This is a genomic window from Arthrobacter sp. UYCu512, assembly GCF_040547075.1.
Classification (GTDB): domain Bacteria; phylum Actinomycetota; class Actinomycetes; order Actinomycetales; family Micrococcaceae; genus Arthrobacter.
In genome coordinates, this window is sequence record NZ_JBEPPA010000018.1 from 26,406 (window position 1) to 40,558 (window position 14,153).

9 protein-coding genes are annotated in these 14,153 nt (G+C 67.3%); 6 read left to right on the plus strand and 3 right to left on the minus strand.

Translation table 11 applies throughout. The features are described from left to right. The first annotated feature begins 119 nt into the window (after positions 1–119). Both smc and ftsY read left to right on the plus strand, forming a co-directional pair. On the plus strand, positions 120–3,713 hold the full coding sequence (gene smc / locus ABIB49_RS16495) for a chromosome segregation protein SMC (RefSeq protein ID WP_354157378.1): 3,594 nt from the start codon (positions 120–122) through the stop codon (positions 3,711–3,713). 77 nt (positions 3,714–3,790) lie between these two features. Then, the gene (ftsY, locus tag ABIB49_RS16500; RefSeq protein WP_226776179.1) at positions 3,791–5,002 is read left to right on the plus strand and encodes a signal recognition particle-docking protein FtsY; all 1,212 of its coding nucleotides are present in this window, start codon (positions 3,791–3,793) and stop codon (positions 5,000–5,002) included. Positions 5,003–5,100: 98 nt separating this feature from the next. Here the strand turns inward: ftsY and ABIB49_RS16505 are convergent, their stop codons facing one another. Next, the gene (locus ABIB49_RS16505) at positions 5,101–6,792 is read right to left on the minus strand and encodes a glycoside hydrolase 5 family protein (protein WP_226776178.1); all 1,692 of its coding nucleotides are present in this window, start codon (positions 6,790–6,792) and stop codon (positions 5,101–5,103) included. Between the two features lie 104 nt (positions 6,793–6,896). Beyond that, entirely contained in the window at positions 6,897–8,144 is a 1,248-nt protein-coding gene (locus ABIB49_RS16510) for an MFS transporter (RefSeq protein WP_226776238.1), read from the minus strand. Positions 8,145–8,391: 247 nt separating this feature from the next. Between ABIB49_RS16510 and ABIB49_RS16515 the strand changes: the two genes are divergently transcribed. Continuing rightward, a complete protein-coding gene (locus ABIB49_RS16515; RefSeq protein WP_282360328.1) occupies positions 8,392–9,759 on the plus strand; it encodes an ammonium transporter in 1,368 nt (455 codons plus the stop codon). Further along, positions 9,756–10,094, plus strand: coding sequence for a P-II family nitrogen regulator (locus ABIB49_RS16520; protein ID WP_175320845.1), 339 nt, complete (start codon positions 9,756–9,758; stop codon positions 10,092–10,094). The genes ABIB49_RS16515 and ABIB49_RS16520 overlap by 4 nt, the downstream gene beginning before the upstream one ends. A gap of 98 nt (positions 10,095–10,192) precedes the next feature. On the opposite strand, the gene ABIB49_RS16525 is transcribed toward ABIB49_RS16520, so the two are convergent. Then, on the minus strand, positions 10,193–11,581 hold the full coding sequence (locus ABIB49_RS16525; protein ID WP_354157379.1) for a glucose-6-phosphate dehydrogenase: 1,389 nt from the start codon (positions 11,579–11,581) through the stop codon (positions 10,193–10,195). A gap of 152 nt (positions 11,582–11,733) precedes the next feature. Between ABIB49_RS16525 and ffh the strand changes: the two genes are divergently transcribed. Together ffh and ABIB49_RS16535 are read left to right on the plus strand one after the other, a co-directional pair. Next, positions 11,734–13,320 carry a signal recognition particle protein gene (ffh, locus tag ABIB49_RS16530; RefSeq protein WP_354157380.1) on the plus strand — a complete coding sequence of 529 codons (1,587 nt, stop codon included), beginning with the start codon at positions 11,734–11,736 and terminating at the stop codon, positions 13,318–13,320. Between the two features lie 58 nt (positions 13,321–13,378). Continuing rightward, entirely contained in the window at positions 13,379–14,128 is a 750-nt protein-coding gene (locus tag ABIB49_RS16535) for an alpha/beta fold hydrolase (RefSeq protein ID WP_282360324.1), read from the plus strand. Positions 14,129–14,153 lie beyond the last annotated feature (25 nt).

The following is a 14,153-nucleotide window of genomic DNA, read 5'->3' on the forward strand; positions in this document are numbered from 1 at the left end:
AGGCATCTGCGCCGTGGTTGCGGGCCGCTGCACGGAAATGTCACGGCCCCGCAGTAGATTGTAGGTATCCGCGGCTGTCCCCACCATCCGCGTCCGCCGAGCAGGAGACCCGAAACACCTTGCACCTGAAAAGCCTGACCGTCCGGGGATTCAAGTCTTTCGCTTCGGCGACGACTTTCGAATTCGAGCCAGGCGTCACTGCCGTGGTTGGCCCCAACGGCTCAGGCAAGTCCAATGTGGTGGACGCCCTGGCCTGGGTGATGGGCGAGCAGGGCGCCAAGACCCTCCGCGGCGGCAAGATGGAAGACGTGATCTTCGCGGGGACGTCCGGGCGCCCGCCGTTGGGCCGCGCCCACGTCTCGCTCACCATTGACAACAGCGACGGCGCCCTGCCGATTGAATACAGCGAAGTCACGATTTCGCGCACGCTCTTCCGCACCGGCGGCTCGGAGTACGCCATCAACGGCGCCGGCTGCCGGCTCCTGGACATCCAGGAGCTGCTCTCCGACTCCGGACTGGGCCGCGAAATGCATGTGATCGTGGGCCAGGGGCAGCTGGACAAGGTGCTGCACGCCACCCCGGAGGACCGGCGAGGTTTTATCGAAGAGGCTGCCGGTATCCTCAAACACCGGCGCCGCAAGGAAAAAACGGTCCGCAAGCTCGAAGCGATGCAGGCCAACCTGGCCCGCCTGAGCGACCTCACCGGCGAGATCCGGCGCCAGCTCACGCCGTTGGGAAAACAAGCCGAGGTGGCGCGGCGCGCCCAGACCGTCCAGTTTGAGGTCCGGGACGCGCGCTCCCGGCTGCTCGCCGACGACCTCGTCCAGCTGCAGTCGGCCCTGGCCCGGGATATCGCGGACGAGAGCTCACTGAAGGCCCGTCGGGGCGTCATCGAACAGGAACTCGAGCTCGGCAGGCAGCGGCAGGCCGGCCTCGAACAGCGCGCAGCCGAAGCCACACCCGCGCTCAACGCCGCCCGGGACACCTGGTATCAGCTCTCCGCCGGGCGCGAACGGCTGCGCTCGCTGGGTTCGCTCGCCGAGGAACGGCGCCGGCTGCTCGGCGATTCCGACACAGTGCCTGACACCGGGCGGGACCCGGATCAGCTCGACCGCCAGGCCGCCCGCGTCCGCGCCGAACAAACCGGGTTGGAGCACCAGATTGTGGAGCGCCGCAGCACCCTGGACGCCGCCACCGCCGCCAAAATCGGCGCGGAAAGTGCCGCCTCCGTCGAAGACAAACGGCTCGCAGCCTTGCTCCGGGCCGCCGCTGACCGCCGAGAGGGCCTGGCCAAGCTGGCCGGGCAGGTCGGCGCGGCCCGCTCCCGGGTCGAGTCCGCCCAGGCCGAACTCGGCCGGCTCCGCGACTCCCTCACGGCAGGGGAGGAACGCCGCCGGCATGCCCACAGCGAATTCGCCGCCCTGGAATCCCAGGTAGCCGGCGTGGAGGACGGGGAGGAGCGCCTCGACGCCGAGTACGAGGATGCCAGCACAGTGCTGGACAACATCACGGCGGAGATTAACGCCTTGACGTCGGCCGAACGCGACGGCGAACGGGAACGCGGTGCCCTGCTGGCCCGTCGAGAGGCCCTCCAGCTCGGATTGAACCGCAAAGACGGCTCGGCCCACGTCCTCGGTTCGGGAGCCTCCGGGGTGATCGGCTCGCTGGTGTCCATGATCACTGTGGAAGCAGGCTTCGAGACCGCCATCGCGGCCGCGCTGGGCGCCGCGTCCGACGCCGTTGTGGTGCAGGACAGCGTTGCTGCGGCCACCGCCGTCCAGCTGTTGAAGGACGACGACGCTGGCCGGGCCACCCTGCTGCTGGTTGGGGAACGCACCGCCCGCAACGAATCCGACGGGAAGCTGCCCGAGGGTGCCCGGTGGGCGTCCCGGATGGTATCGGCCTCCGGCGCCGCGGACGCCGCCACCGGCCTGCCCCTGACGGAGCTGCTGGCGGGCATCGCCGTCGTCGAGTCCCTGGCGGATGCAGCGCAGTTGATTGCCGGCCGCCCTGAACTGACCGCGGTGACCCTTGCCGGGGACGTCCTCACCGCGCTGACCGTCAGCGGCGGCTCCGCAACGGCACCGTCGCTGATTGAGGTGCAGGCCGCCGTCGACGACGCCGCCGCTCGCCTCGAGAGCGTCACCGCCGAGCTGGAGCGCCAACGGTTCGCCCTCGCCGCCGCGCAGGCCCGGCGGGCAGCGGCGCAGGACCGCGCCGATGCCGCCCTGGAAAAACTCCACGATTCGGACGCCCGGCTGGCGGCAGTCGCCGAACGGCTGGGACACCTGAACTCCGTGCTGCGCAGCGCCGTCGGCGAAAGCGAACGCCTCGCCGCCGCCCTCGCAAAGGCAGAGTCCAACATCGAAAGCGAACAACTCGCGCTGGAAGCCGTAGCCGCCCGCCTCGCCGCCGCCCAGGAGGCGCCGGCCGAGGAGGAACCCTCTCCGGCGCACAGGGACGCCCTGGCCCTGGCAGCGTCGCTGGCCCGCAGCACCGAAATGGAGGCCCGGCTTGCCCTGCGCAGCGCAGAGGAACAACTCACGGCCACCGGCAACCGGGCAACGGCGCTCGAACGCGCAGCCGCCACCGAGCGCCGCGCCCGCGAAGAGGCAGCCGAACGGGCACGCCGCCGGCGGATCCAGGCCAAACGCGCCGCCGCCGTCCGCGCCGCGGTCACCCAGGTGATGGGCTTCATCGACGTGTCCGTGGAACTTGCCCGGCAGGAGCAGGACGCCGCGGAGGAACGCAAGGAACAGCTCGACGGCGAACTCGCGGCCGTGCGCACCGGCAACGATGCCCTCGCCCGCGAACTGGCCGACCTGACGGACTCCGTGCACCGCGACGAGCTGGCACGCACCCAGCAGCGCCTCCGGATTGAAGCCCTTGAGCTCAGAAGCGTTGAGGAACTCGGACTCACCGCCGAGCAGCTGGTCGCGGACTTCGGCCCCGGGCAGCCCGTTCCCGCGCCCGCCGGGGAATCGGCGGACAAATGGGCTGCCCTGCGCGCCCCGGTGGACGAGGACGGCCGTGAGATCGTGGCCGGCAAGCCCTACGTCCGCGCGGAGCAGGAGAAACGGCTCAAGCGCGCGGAGCGGGACCTCTCCGCGCTGGGCCGGGTCAATCCGCTCGCACTGGAGGAATTCGCCGCACTGGAGGAACGCCACCAGTTCCTCAGCACCCAGCTCGAAGACCTTAAGTCCAGCCGGAAGGACCTGCTGGACATCATCAAGGAAGTCGACGAGCGCGTCCAGAAAGTCTTTGCCGAAGCCTTCGAGGACACCTCGGCGCAGTTCATCCGGATCTTCGCTCGGTTGTTCCCCGGCGGCGAGGGCCGGCTGGTCCTTACCGACCCCTCGGACATGCTCACCACCGGCATCGAGGTCGAGGCGCGTCCGGCCGGCAAAAAGATCAAACGGCTCTCGCTGCTTTCCGGCGGCGAACGTTCGCTGACCGCGGTGGCCCTGCTCGTCGCGATCTTCAAAGCCCGGCCCTCGCCGTTCTACGTGATGGACGAGGTGGAGGCAGCCCTGGACGACACCAACCTGGGCCGGCTGATCACGGTCTTCGAGGAGCTGCGCGAATCCAGCCAGCTCATCATCATCACGCACCAGAAACGCACCATGGAAGTTGCCGACGCCCTGTACGGCGTCACCATGCGAGGCGACGGAGTCTCCACAGTGATCAGCCAGCGGCTCGGCGCCGAGGTCTGAGCGGCCCGAACCTGAACGGTGCCGGCCCCTTTTTTCGGTCCCCGCTGGGGCTGTGGGGTTTGTGAGAAGCTAGGGGAGTGAACGACATCCTCCCTATTCTGTTGCCCATTCTCGCCGCCCTGGTGGTCCTCGGCGGGCTCATTCCGGTCCTGATGAAGACCCGGAAGAACGTCACCAGCTACCCCGGGAAGCGGGATGAGAACGATCCTGTGAAGCCCGGTGCCGGCGGTGGAACCCTCCTCGAGGACCGTCCCGCACCCCCGGCTGAGCGCAGTGCACCGGACTCGGTGGACCTGGCGGGCCCGGAGACGGTCGACGTCCCGGACAACGTCGCCGGGCTGGAAACCGTTCCGGTAGACACCCCCCTGCCGGTGGCAGGCCGCCTGATCCGCCTTCGCGAACGACTGGTGAAGTCCAACAACATCCTTGGCAAGGGCCTGCTGGCTTTGCTCTCCGCCGACAAGATCGATGAGAACGTCTGGGACGAGGTGGAGGAGACCCTCCTGCTCGCCGACCTTGGCACCGAGCCGACCCTGCAGCTCGTGGACGCGCTCCGCGAACGCGTCAAGGTGCTCGGCACCCGCTCGCCGGAGCAGGTCAAAGCCCTGCTGCGCGAGGAACTCATCAAGCTCGTCGACCCGACCATGGACCGGGCGCTCCGCGTCGAACGCCACGCCGACAAGCCCGCCATTGTGCTGGTCGTGGGCGTCAACGGTGTTGGCAAAACCACCACGGTGGGCAAACTCGCCCGGGTGCTTGTGGCCGAAGACAAGGACGTCCTCCTCGGCGCGGCGGACACCTTCCGCGCCGCCGCCGCCGAGCAGCTCGCCACCTGGGGCCAGCGGGTCGGCGTGGCCACGGTAAAGTCCGACGTCGATGGTGCCGATCCGGCCTCCGTCGCCTACGAGGCGGTCAAGGCAGGCATCGACCAGGAAGTCGACGTCGTGATGATCGATACCGCCGGGCGCCTGCAGAACAAGACCGGCCTGATGGACGAACTGGGGAAGGTCAAACGCGTCATCGAGAAGCTTGCCGAGGTCGATGAGGTACTGCTCGTCCTCGACGCCACCACCGGACAAAACGGCCTGAACCAGGCCAGGGTGTTCGCCGAGGTCGTCAACATCACCGGCATCGTCCTGACGAAGCTGGACGGAACGGCTAAGGGTGGAATTGTGGTCGCCATCCAGAAGTCGCTGGGCGTCCCGGTCAAGCTCATCGGCCTCGGCGAGGGAGCGGATGACCTCGCCCCGTTCGACGCCGAGAGCTTCGTGGACGCCATCCTGAACTAGTCCCGCAGCCACAACGCCGCTTAAATCCAACTGGCTCCCAGGTGGTGTCGTCCGGGTTCCGGCAACGACACCAGCTGGGAGCCAGTTTTTTTGTGGACCTAGTACGTGAAGTTCAGGACCGTGACAGTGCCCGCGGTCAGCTTGAATTGCTGGGTCGGTGAGCCGTACGCGAAACCTTCGACAGTGGCGCGCTCTGCAATCGGAACCGGCTCGGACTTGGCGCCGTCGATCACTGTGCTGTCCTCAGCGCCAAAGCTCGGCCCGGAGAGCTGGGTCATGGTTCCGGTCAGCGCCTTCCCGGGCAGGGTGAGGGTGACGGCTGCCTGGGCGGCCTTCTCCGGATTGTTCTCGTTGACCAGGACCACTGTGGTGCTCCCGTCAGCGTTCTGCAGGGCGTAGCTGAACATCAGGCCGCCGCCCGTCGAGTCCAGTTTCAGGAACTTCCCGCCTTCCATCTCGGCAACCATGGACAGGCCAAAGAAGTTGGCCCGGCCGGTGATGACGCCGTCCGGCTTCAGGTAGGGGCCGCCGCTGCAGATGACGGACATGGGCGGACCACCCTTGCACGTCTGAAGCGAGCTGTGGAAACCGATCCGGGTAATGCCCAGTTGTGCGGCGTTCAGGGCATAGTCAGCGGTCCAGAGGGCCGAGCCGTGGGTGCGGGAAGTCTCGTTGGACCCGGGACAGGCGGCAATACCGGTCTCCGGAAGCCACACTTCCAGGCCCGCATCGCGGCCGGCCTTGAGCGCGGCCTGCTGGTAGTCTGCCGCGCGGTCATGCATCAGTTTGTTCATCAGGTTGGCCATGGTGGGCGACGCCAACGGATCCACTTTTCCGTCGCAGCTGTACATCGGATAGTTGTGGAAGGACAGGATCTTCTTCTGTGGAATGTCTGCATCAATGAAGGGCTGCCACCACTTCTGGTCGTAAGCGCCCGGACCGGAAATCGGAACGTTCGGCGCCACGGCGTTCATCGCGTTGGCGTAGGCCTTGAGCTCCGTGACGTACTTCTGAACGTTGTAGTCCCCCGGGCGGACGCCGTTGGAGCCGAAGCCGTTGGGTTCGTTGCCGACAGTAAAGCTCAGCAGCCGGGGTCCGAAGATCTGCGCCGCGTGCTTGGCCATATCCGCAGCGCGGTTCGGGTCGTAGTGGCCCAGATCGACGGTGAGGCTGACCGTTGCGTCTGCGGCCACCAGCAGCGTATTCAGGCGGCTGAGGTCCGCGGGTCCGACGGCACGGACCGGGTGGGCGGCATCGCCCTGGTAGCTGGCGGGAACCGGCTCGTTGCTGGAGGTCCAAAAGAACCGCCGGTCGACGGCGTTGCCGCCAAATCGCAGCACCGGCTGGTCGGCCTCTTTGAACAGCTTGACGATCGAGGCGTTGCTGCCGCTGAGGACGGGATCACCGAGGTCGGTGGCCTCGAGTGAGATGCCGACCAATCCCTTGCTCAGGGACGTGCCCACCTGATCCTTGGCAACCGTCACCTTCAAGGGTTCCACCGCTTCCAGCGGTGACCCGGCGCCGGGTCCGGGTTGTTTGTAGTAGGTGACGGCCGGAGCCGGCGGCAAGCTAGTCGAGGGTGTCGACGCCGAACTGGCTGTCGGGGAAGGTGCCGCCGCCGCGTCGCCGTCCCCAGCCGGCCTGAGGAAGAGCACCAGCGAGGCGATTACGGCCAGGACCGCGATGACCGACACCACGGCAGCGGGCCGGATTTTCCTGTGCTTGCTCCCGGCGCCGGCCTCAGGTCTGTCGTCGGGGGCGTTCTCGGTCGAATGTTCTTGGGGGGGCATAACAAACTTCTCCGGCTTCTGGGTGGGGACTGGCACCAGCCTAACGAAGTCCGCCGGTGAGCGTTGACGCGGACCCGGCAGCGGTCCGGAAGCCCTAGCTGGGATCAGGCGCCGCGCGCCGCCGGCCGCTGGAACGTTTCGCGGGCCAGCAGCCAGCCTGCGGCAGCCGCGATGAGGACACCGCCGGTGACCCCAAACGCCCAGCCGTAGCCCAACCGGTCCGCGAGGAGACCGGCCAGGACCGGGCCGATGATCGCGCCGCTATCGGAGGTCATCTGGAAGATTGCCAGGACCCTTCCGCCGGAGCGCTCGTTGCCGATCACATCGGCCATGGCGGCCTGCTGGGCCGGGCCCAGCAGGCCTGACCCGATTCCGGCGGCCGCGGTGGCGGCGAGGAACCACGGCAGCTCGTGCGTGAACCCGATCGTTGCCGTGGCGGTCCCGGTGACCAGCAAGCCGGCGATCATCATCGGTTTGCGGCCCAGGCTGTCCGCGAGCCTGCCGGAGAACGTCAACGCCACCGCGTTGGCGCCGGCGAACATTGCCAGCGCCCAGCCCGCAGATTCCGGGCCGGCGTTCAGGGCGGCGACAGCGAAGAGCGGCACCGTGGCCATCCGGACGCCAAAGGTTGCCCAGCCGTTCGCGAAGCTGGAGAACAGCCCGGCCCGGTAGGCGCTGTCCCGAAGCGCCGCCCCGAGCTCCATCGCCGGCAGCGCGTTCCCGTCCCGGCGTGCGGCGGCCGGCACATGACTTAGCTGGGTCTGCACCACGAGGGCTGCCAGGATCAGGGCAGCCGCGTAGACCAGAAACGGTACCCGCAGACCAAAGCCGGCCAGCAGCCCGCCCACCACCGGGCCGCACACGTTGCCGATCAGGAACGCCGAGGCGTAGGCGCCGGAAACCCGGCCACGGCTCTCCGGCGGCGCCAGCCTGACCACCAGGGCCATCGAGGCCACCGTGAACATCACCGAGCCGGCGCCGCCGAGGCCCCGGAAAACCAGCAGCTGCCAGTAGTCCTGCGCGAAGGCGCACGCCGCCGTCGACGTTGCAACAATCAGCAGTCCGGCCACATAGACCGGCCGTTCGCCGAGGCGCACGATCAACGCGCCGCCGGCAGGTGCGAAGACCAGCCGCATAAAGGCGAAAATACTCACGATCACAGCGGCCGCCGTCGCGCCGACGTCGAACGTGGTGGCGAACTGGGGGAGTACCGGCGCCACCAGGCCGAAGCCCAGGGCGATCAGGAAAGCGGCCACCAGCATCACCTTGATGTCCCGGGGCAGCACCGCCTTGCCGCTGTTCAGGGTGTCGGCCCGGGGCGGTGATCCCGCGGGGCGGGGGGACTTACTCATGGTGGTGGCTTCCTGGGGATTCGGGCGGGGGAGGGCGCGCGGTGGAACGCGTGAAACATAACCGTAACAAGAAGGATTTGCACCATTTACTTCCGGGAGGTTCTTGTAACGCGCCGGCAATCTAAATCCTCTGCCGGCGAAACACGCTCCCGCCAAGATCTTCTTAGAACGCAAACCGCGTTGAGGCACGCGGAGAATTCCGCAACATTAACTTTCCGACCGCATCCAAGCAAGGAGGACGTGCACCATGGAACTTACCGCAGGTCACGTATGGCTAATGGTGGCAGCAGCACTCGTGCTGTTCATGACACCCGGACTCGCATTCTTCTATGGCGGCATGACGCGCGCCAAGGCCGCCCTGAACATGATGATGATGAGTTTTATCTCCATCGGCATGGTTGGTGTCGTCTGGGTGCTCTGGGGCTCCTCGATGAGCTCCGGCGAGGGCTTCCTGCAAATAGTAGGGAATCCTTTTGCCACTTTCGGTCTGGAGGGCATCAACACCCCTGACGGGCTCATCAAGGTCGGCTACGCAGCCACCTTCGCGATCATTACCGTCGCACTGATCAGCGGCGCAATTGCTGACCGCGCCAAGTTCGGCGCCTGGTCCGTCTTCGTCCCCGTCTGGGTCACCCTGGTGTACGCGCCGCTGGCCTACATGGTCTGGGGCGGCGGGCTGTTCAGCGCGGACGGCGCCATCGGCAAGGCCCTCGGCCCGGCAATCGACTTCGCCGGCGGCACCGTGGTCCACATCAACGCCGGTGTAGCAGCACTGATCCTCGTGCTGATCATCGGTAACCGCAAGGGCTTCGGCAAGGACCCCAACCACCGCCCGCACAACATCCCCTTTGTGATGCTCGGTGCCGCCATCCTGTGGTTCGGCTGGTTCGGCTTCAACGGCGGCGCAGCAACGACGGCGGAACAGGGCGGCCTGATCTGGGTCAACACCCTGGCGGCCCCCGCCGCGGCAATGCTCGGCTGGCTCGTCACGGAACGGATCCGCGATGGTCACCCCACCTCACTCGGCGCAGCCTCCGGTGTGGTCGCCGGCCTCGTCGCCATCACCCCGGCCTGCGCCAATGTCAGCCCGGTTGGTGCGCTCTGCCTCGGCGTTGTGGCCGGTGTGGCCTCCGCGCTCGCCGTCGGTCTCAAATTCCGCTGGGGTTTCGACGATTCGCTTGACGTTGTTGGTGTCCACCTTGTCTCGGGCATCATCGGCACCGTGGCCCTGGGCTTTATCGCCCTCCCGGCTGATGGTGTCGGCGGCGGCCTCTTCTACGGCGGCGGCTTCACCCAGCTCTGGGCCCAGCTCGCAGTGGCCGGCATCGCCATCACCTACTCCGCAGTGATGACTTCGATTATTGCGTTTGCGATCCACAAGACCATGGGTTTCCGGGTTTCCCCGGAACAGGAAGTGGTGGGCGTGGACCTGAGCCTGCACGCCGAAACGGCCTACGAATTCGGAGTCGGCGGCCACGGCGGAAGCTTCACGCCGCTGCACGAACTCATTACCGGCAAGGCCCAGGCCGCAGCGGCCCCCGCCGCCCGGACTGTGGACCCGGCAGCCAACGGCAAAACGACCGCAGCAGCGGGTAAGGAAAGTGTGGAGGCATGAAACTGATCACAGCAATTGTCCGGCCGGAAAAACTCGACACTATCCGTGAAGGGCTTGAAGCCTACGGCGTGCAGGGCCTCACGGTCAGCGCAGCAAGCGGCTACGGCCGGCAGCGCGGCTACACCGAGGTGTACCGCGGCGCCGAGTACAACGTGGACCTGCTGCCCAAGATCAGGGTAGAGGTGCTGGCGACCGACGAACAGGCAGACGACATCCTCGATGTCATCATCGCCAGCTCGAACACCGGCCGCGCCGGTGACGGCAAGGTCTGGACGATGGATGTGTTCGAAGCGGTGCGGGTCCGCACCGGGGAACGCGGAGCGGCGGCAATCTAGCCGGGCGCTCAACAAGAAGCGGACCGGGAACCTGGAAGGGTACCCGGCCCGCTTCTTCTCTGTCCCGGTGGCTCCGGCGGGAAGCACAGCGGCGGCCCTCAGGCCAGCCAGCCCGCCGGTCCGCCGCTTCCGGCTGCGTACTCTTCAAGCGGTGCGCTGTCCCGGTCCCAGGCCTTCAAGACCGGCCCCAGGATGCGCCAGCAGTCTTCGGCAGTATCGGCGCGGACCGAAAGCAGGGGGTCCCCGGTCAGGACCCCTTCGAGCACCTCCCCGTACGGCAGCAGATCGGAGGCGCTGAGCTCAGCCTTGAGGGTGGCGCGGTCCAGGCTGAGGACGTCGCCGGGGCCGTTTACATCGACGTCGAACTGGAGTGTGTCCGGTCCGAAGCCGATCCTGAGCTGGTTGGGGGAAGCCACCCCGCTGAAGCCCTTGGGCAGCTGCGGGACCGGGCGGAAGGTCACCACGGCTTCCTTGCGTTGGGTGCCCAGGGCCTTTCCGGAGCGCAGGATAAAGGGGACACCCTGCCACCTCCAGTTCTCGATCTGCACCTCGACCTCGGCCAGCGTCTCCGTGCCCCGGGACGCGTCTACGCCGTCCTCCTTGGCATAGTCCGGTACCTTCCGGCCGTCGATCGATCCCGCGGTATAACGGGCGCGGCGGGTGCTTTTCGCGAAGGGCGCCTTGATGCTGCTGGCCCGCAGCACCGTCGCCACGGCATCGCGGAGATCGCGTTCATGTACCGAGGCCGGTGGCTCGATCGCCATCAATGCCATGATCTGCAACAGGTGGCTCTGGATCATGTCGCGCAGGGCGCCGGCGCCGTCGTAGTAGCGGGCCCGGCCCTCCAGCGCGAGGTCCTCGTCGAAGACAATCTCGACCCGTTCGATGTGCTCGCGGTTCCAAACCGGCTCCAGGAAGGCGTTGGCGAACCGGAGCCCCAGGATATTTAGAACCGTCGCCTTGCCCAGGAAGTGGTCCACCCGGTGAATGTGGTCCTCCGGGACCAGCGCGGCCAGGGTTTCGTTGAGGTGCCGGGCTGACTCCTCGCTGGAACCGAACGGTTTTTCCATCACCAGGCGGGTCCCCGCGGGCACCTGGCCGGGATCCAGCGCCTCGCACGCCAGCTGGCTGATATGCGGCGGCAGGGCGAAGTAGACCGCCACGGGCCCCTGCAGCTCCGCCAGCAGGCCGGCCAGTTGCCCGGCCGCGGTGACGTCGATCCGGCGGTAGCTGGTGGTGCCGCGGATGCGCTTCAGCTCCCGCCGGCCATCTGCACCGGCCTGGGAGTTCGCGTCGGCGAAGGACTCTTCGAGGCGTTCGGCCCATTGGTCCGGGGTCCAGGGATCCGAGCCGGCGCCCACCAGGGTCAGTCCGCCGGCACGTCCCCGGGAGACGAGCCGGGCGAGACCCGGCAGCAGCAGCCTGCCGGTCAGGTCGCCCGAGGCGCCCAGGATGAGCAGGGTCTTTACTGAATTTTGACTGGTCACCTACGTCAGCATGCCATCATCAAGGCGCGTCTTGGTACCCTAGATAGTCGAGTCCCGTTGTCGAGGCGGTTCGTTCAGGCGAACCTCAGTCGCGACACTGGCGAGCCGGACCGGCCGCCAACTGTAGATCCACTGAAAGAAGTGCACGGCGCGTGTTCAATTCACTCTCTGACCGGTTGACAGCAACCTTCAAGAACCTCCGTGGCAAGGGCCGCCTGACCGAGGCGGACGTTGACGCTACGGTCCGCGAAATCCGGCGCGCCCTCCTGGACGCCGACGTCGCCGTTCCGGTGGTCCGCGAATTCACCGGCAGGGTCCGCGAGCGGGCCCTCGGAGCGGAAGTCTCCGCAGCGCTGAACCCGGGCCAGCAGATCGTCAAGATCGTCAACGAGGAGCTCGTCGAGATCCTGGGCGGCGAAACCCGCCGGATCCGCCTCGCGAAGACCGGCCCCACGATCATCATGCTGGCCGGTCTCCAGGGTGCCGGCAAAACAACGCTTGCAGGCAAGCTCTCCAAGCACCTCAAGGCGCAGGGCCACAGCCCCATGCTGGTGGCCTGCGACCTGCAGCGCCCCAATGCCGTCACGCAGCTCCAGGTGGTGGGCCAGCGTGCCGGGGTGCCGGTCTTCGCCCCGCACCCCGGCGCCACCTCCACCGAGCTGGACCACCCGGCCGGCGACCCGGTCGCCGTCGCCCGTGCCGGCGTCGAAGAAGCAAAGCGGACGCTGCACGATGTTGTGATCGTGGATACCGCCGGCCGGACCGGCGTCGACGCCGAGATGATGGAACAGGCACGCCAGATCCGCCGGGCCATCGTTCCGAATGAAGTGCTGTTTGTGGTCGACGCCATGATCGGCCAGGACGCCGTCAACACGGCCATGGCCTTCGACGAAGGCGTCAACTTCACCGGTATTGTGCTCTCAAAGCTCGACGGAGACGCCCGCGGCGGTGCCGCGCTTTCGGTATCCTCCGTCACCGGCAAGCCGGTGATGTTCGCGTCCACCGGTGAAGGCCTGGACGACTTCGAGCTTTTCCACCCGGACCGGATGGCCTCACGCATCCTTGATCTCGGTGACGTGCTGACCCTGATTGAGCAGGCGGAGAAGTCCTGGGACAAGGACGAAGCTGCCCGGATGGCGAAGAAATTCGCCGACCAGGAAGACTTCACCCTGGACGATTTCCTGGCCCAGATGCAGCAGATCCGCAATATGGGTTCCATGAAGAAGATGCTCATGATGATGCCGGGAGCGCAGAACATCCGGCAGCAGCTCGAGCAGTTTGACGAGCGCGAGATCGACCGCGTCGAGGCGATCGTCCGTTCCATGACGCCGCACGAACGTGTCGCACCCAAAATCATCAACGGTTCCCGCCGGGCCAGGATTGCCCGTGGATCCGGTGTGCACGTGTCCGAGGTCAACGGCCTGCTGGAACGCTTTATGCAGGCGCAGAAGATGATGAAGAAGATGGCTGCCGGCGGCGGCATGCCCGGAATGCCGGGGATGCCGGGGATGGGTGGCGGCGGGGCCCGCAAGGGCGGAAAGAGCGCGCCCAAGAAAAAAGCCCGCTCCGGCAACCCGGCCAAGGCCGCCCAGGAGCTCAAGGACGCCCAGGCCCGCCGGACCGAGGGTGCCAAGGCACTGCCGACCGGTGCCTCGTTCGGGCAGCAGGGCACAGACTTCGACCCCTCCCAATTGAACCTGCCCAAGGGTTTTGACAAGTTCCTCGGCGGCGGCAAATAGGCGCTGGCGGCAGCGATGTCGGCGGCCCGTTGTCGGACCGGTGCCATAGGGTTAGACCATGTTCAAGCAGCGCGTAGTCTTCGTCCACGGGGCGGGCAGCTTCGGCGCTGCCGCGTGGCCGAAACAGCATGGTATGGCGCTGAGCTACGACGCCCTGTTCCTGCGCCGGCACGGGTATGACCCGGTCGAGGAGCCGCTGGAAACGGACTTCTGCGCCGATGCCGCCATTGTGCTGCGGGCCCTGGCCGACGACGGCCGCGGCCAGGCCGGCGGACACGTTGTGGCACACTCCCAGGGGGCCATCGCCGCGATGATGGCCGCCGTCGAACGGCCTGAGCTGGTGCACTCGCTGACCCTGGTGGAGCCGGCCTGTCTGTCACTCACCGCGGAGCTGCCGGCGACGGCAGCGCACCGGGCGCTGATGCAGCCGCTCTTCGAGGTCCGCCAGCACCTAAGCGATGAGGACTTCCACCGCGAATTCGTCCGCCGGGTGTTTGCGGCCCAGAGCCCGGCCCAGGCGGGCCTCGGTGACCCGAACCCGGAAGACCAGCGTGAGGCGTGCCGCCTGCGTCTCCAGGCTCCGGCCTGGGAAGCTCCGCTGCAGATCGTCCCCGGTGTCCCCACTTTGGTGCTGACCGGCGGCTGGGAACCGCTGTATGAAGAGATCGCAGGCTATTTGCGTGACACCGGTGCCGTGCACCGCACAGCGGCGGGCGGGCACAGGCCCCAGGACTCGGCGGAGGGAAACCGGCTGATCCGGGCGTTTATCGCCGATGTTGGCCGGCAACAGCACGCCCATGCCTCCTAGCCGTTTCCGGAAGCGCCCTGCGCAA

Bases quoted from the DNA above. Each gene is read 5' to 3' on its own strand.
- ABIB49_RS16510 (WP_226776238.1), bottom strand. From the start codon at position 8,144: ATGAGTAAGTCCCCCCGCCCCGCGGGATCACCGCCCCGGGCCGACACC.
- ABIB49_RS16535 (WP_282360324.1), top strand. From the start codon at position 13,379: ATGTTCAAGCAGCGCGTAGTCTTCGTCCACGGGGCGGGCAGCTTCGGC.
- ABIB49_RS16505 (WP_226776178.1), bottom strand. From the start codon at position 6,792: ATGCCCCCCCAAGAACATTCGACCGAGAACGCCCCCGACGACAGACCT.
- ABIB49_RS16520 (WP_175320845.1), top strand. From the start codon at position 9,756: ATGAAACTGATCACAGCAATTGTCCGGCCGGAAAAACTCGACACTATC.
- ABIB49_RS16515 (WP_282360328.1), top strand. From the start codon at position 8,392: ATGGAACTTACCGCAGGTCACGTATGGCTAATGGTGGCAGCAGCACTC.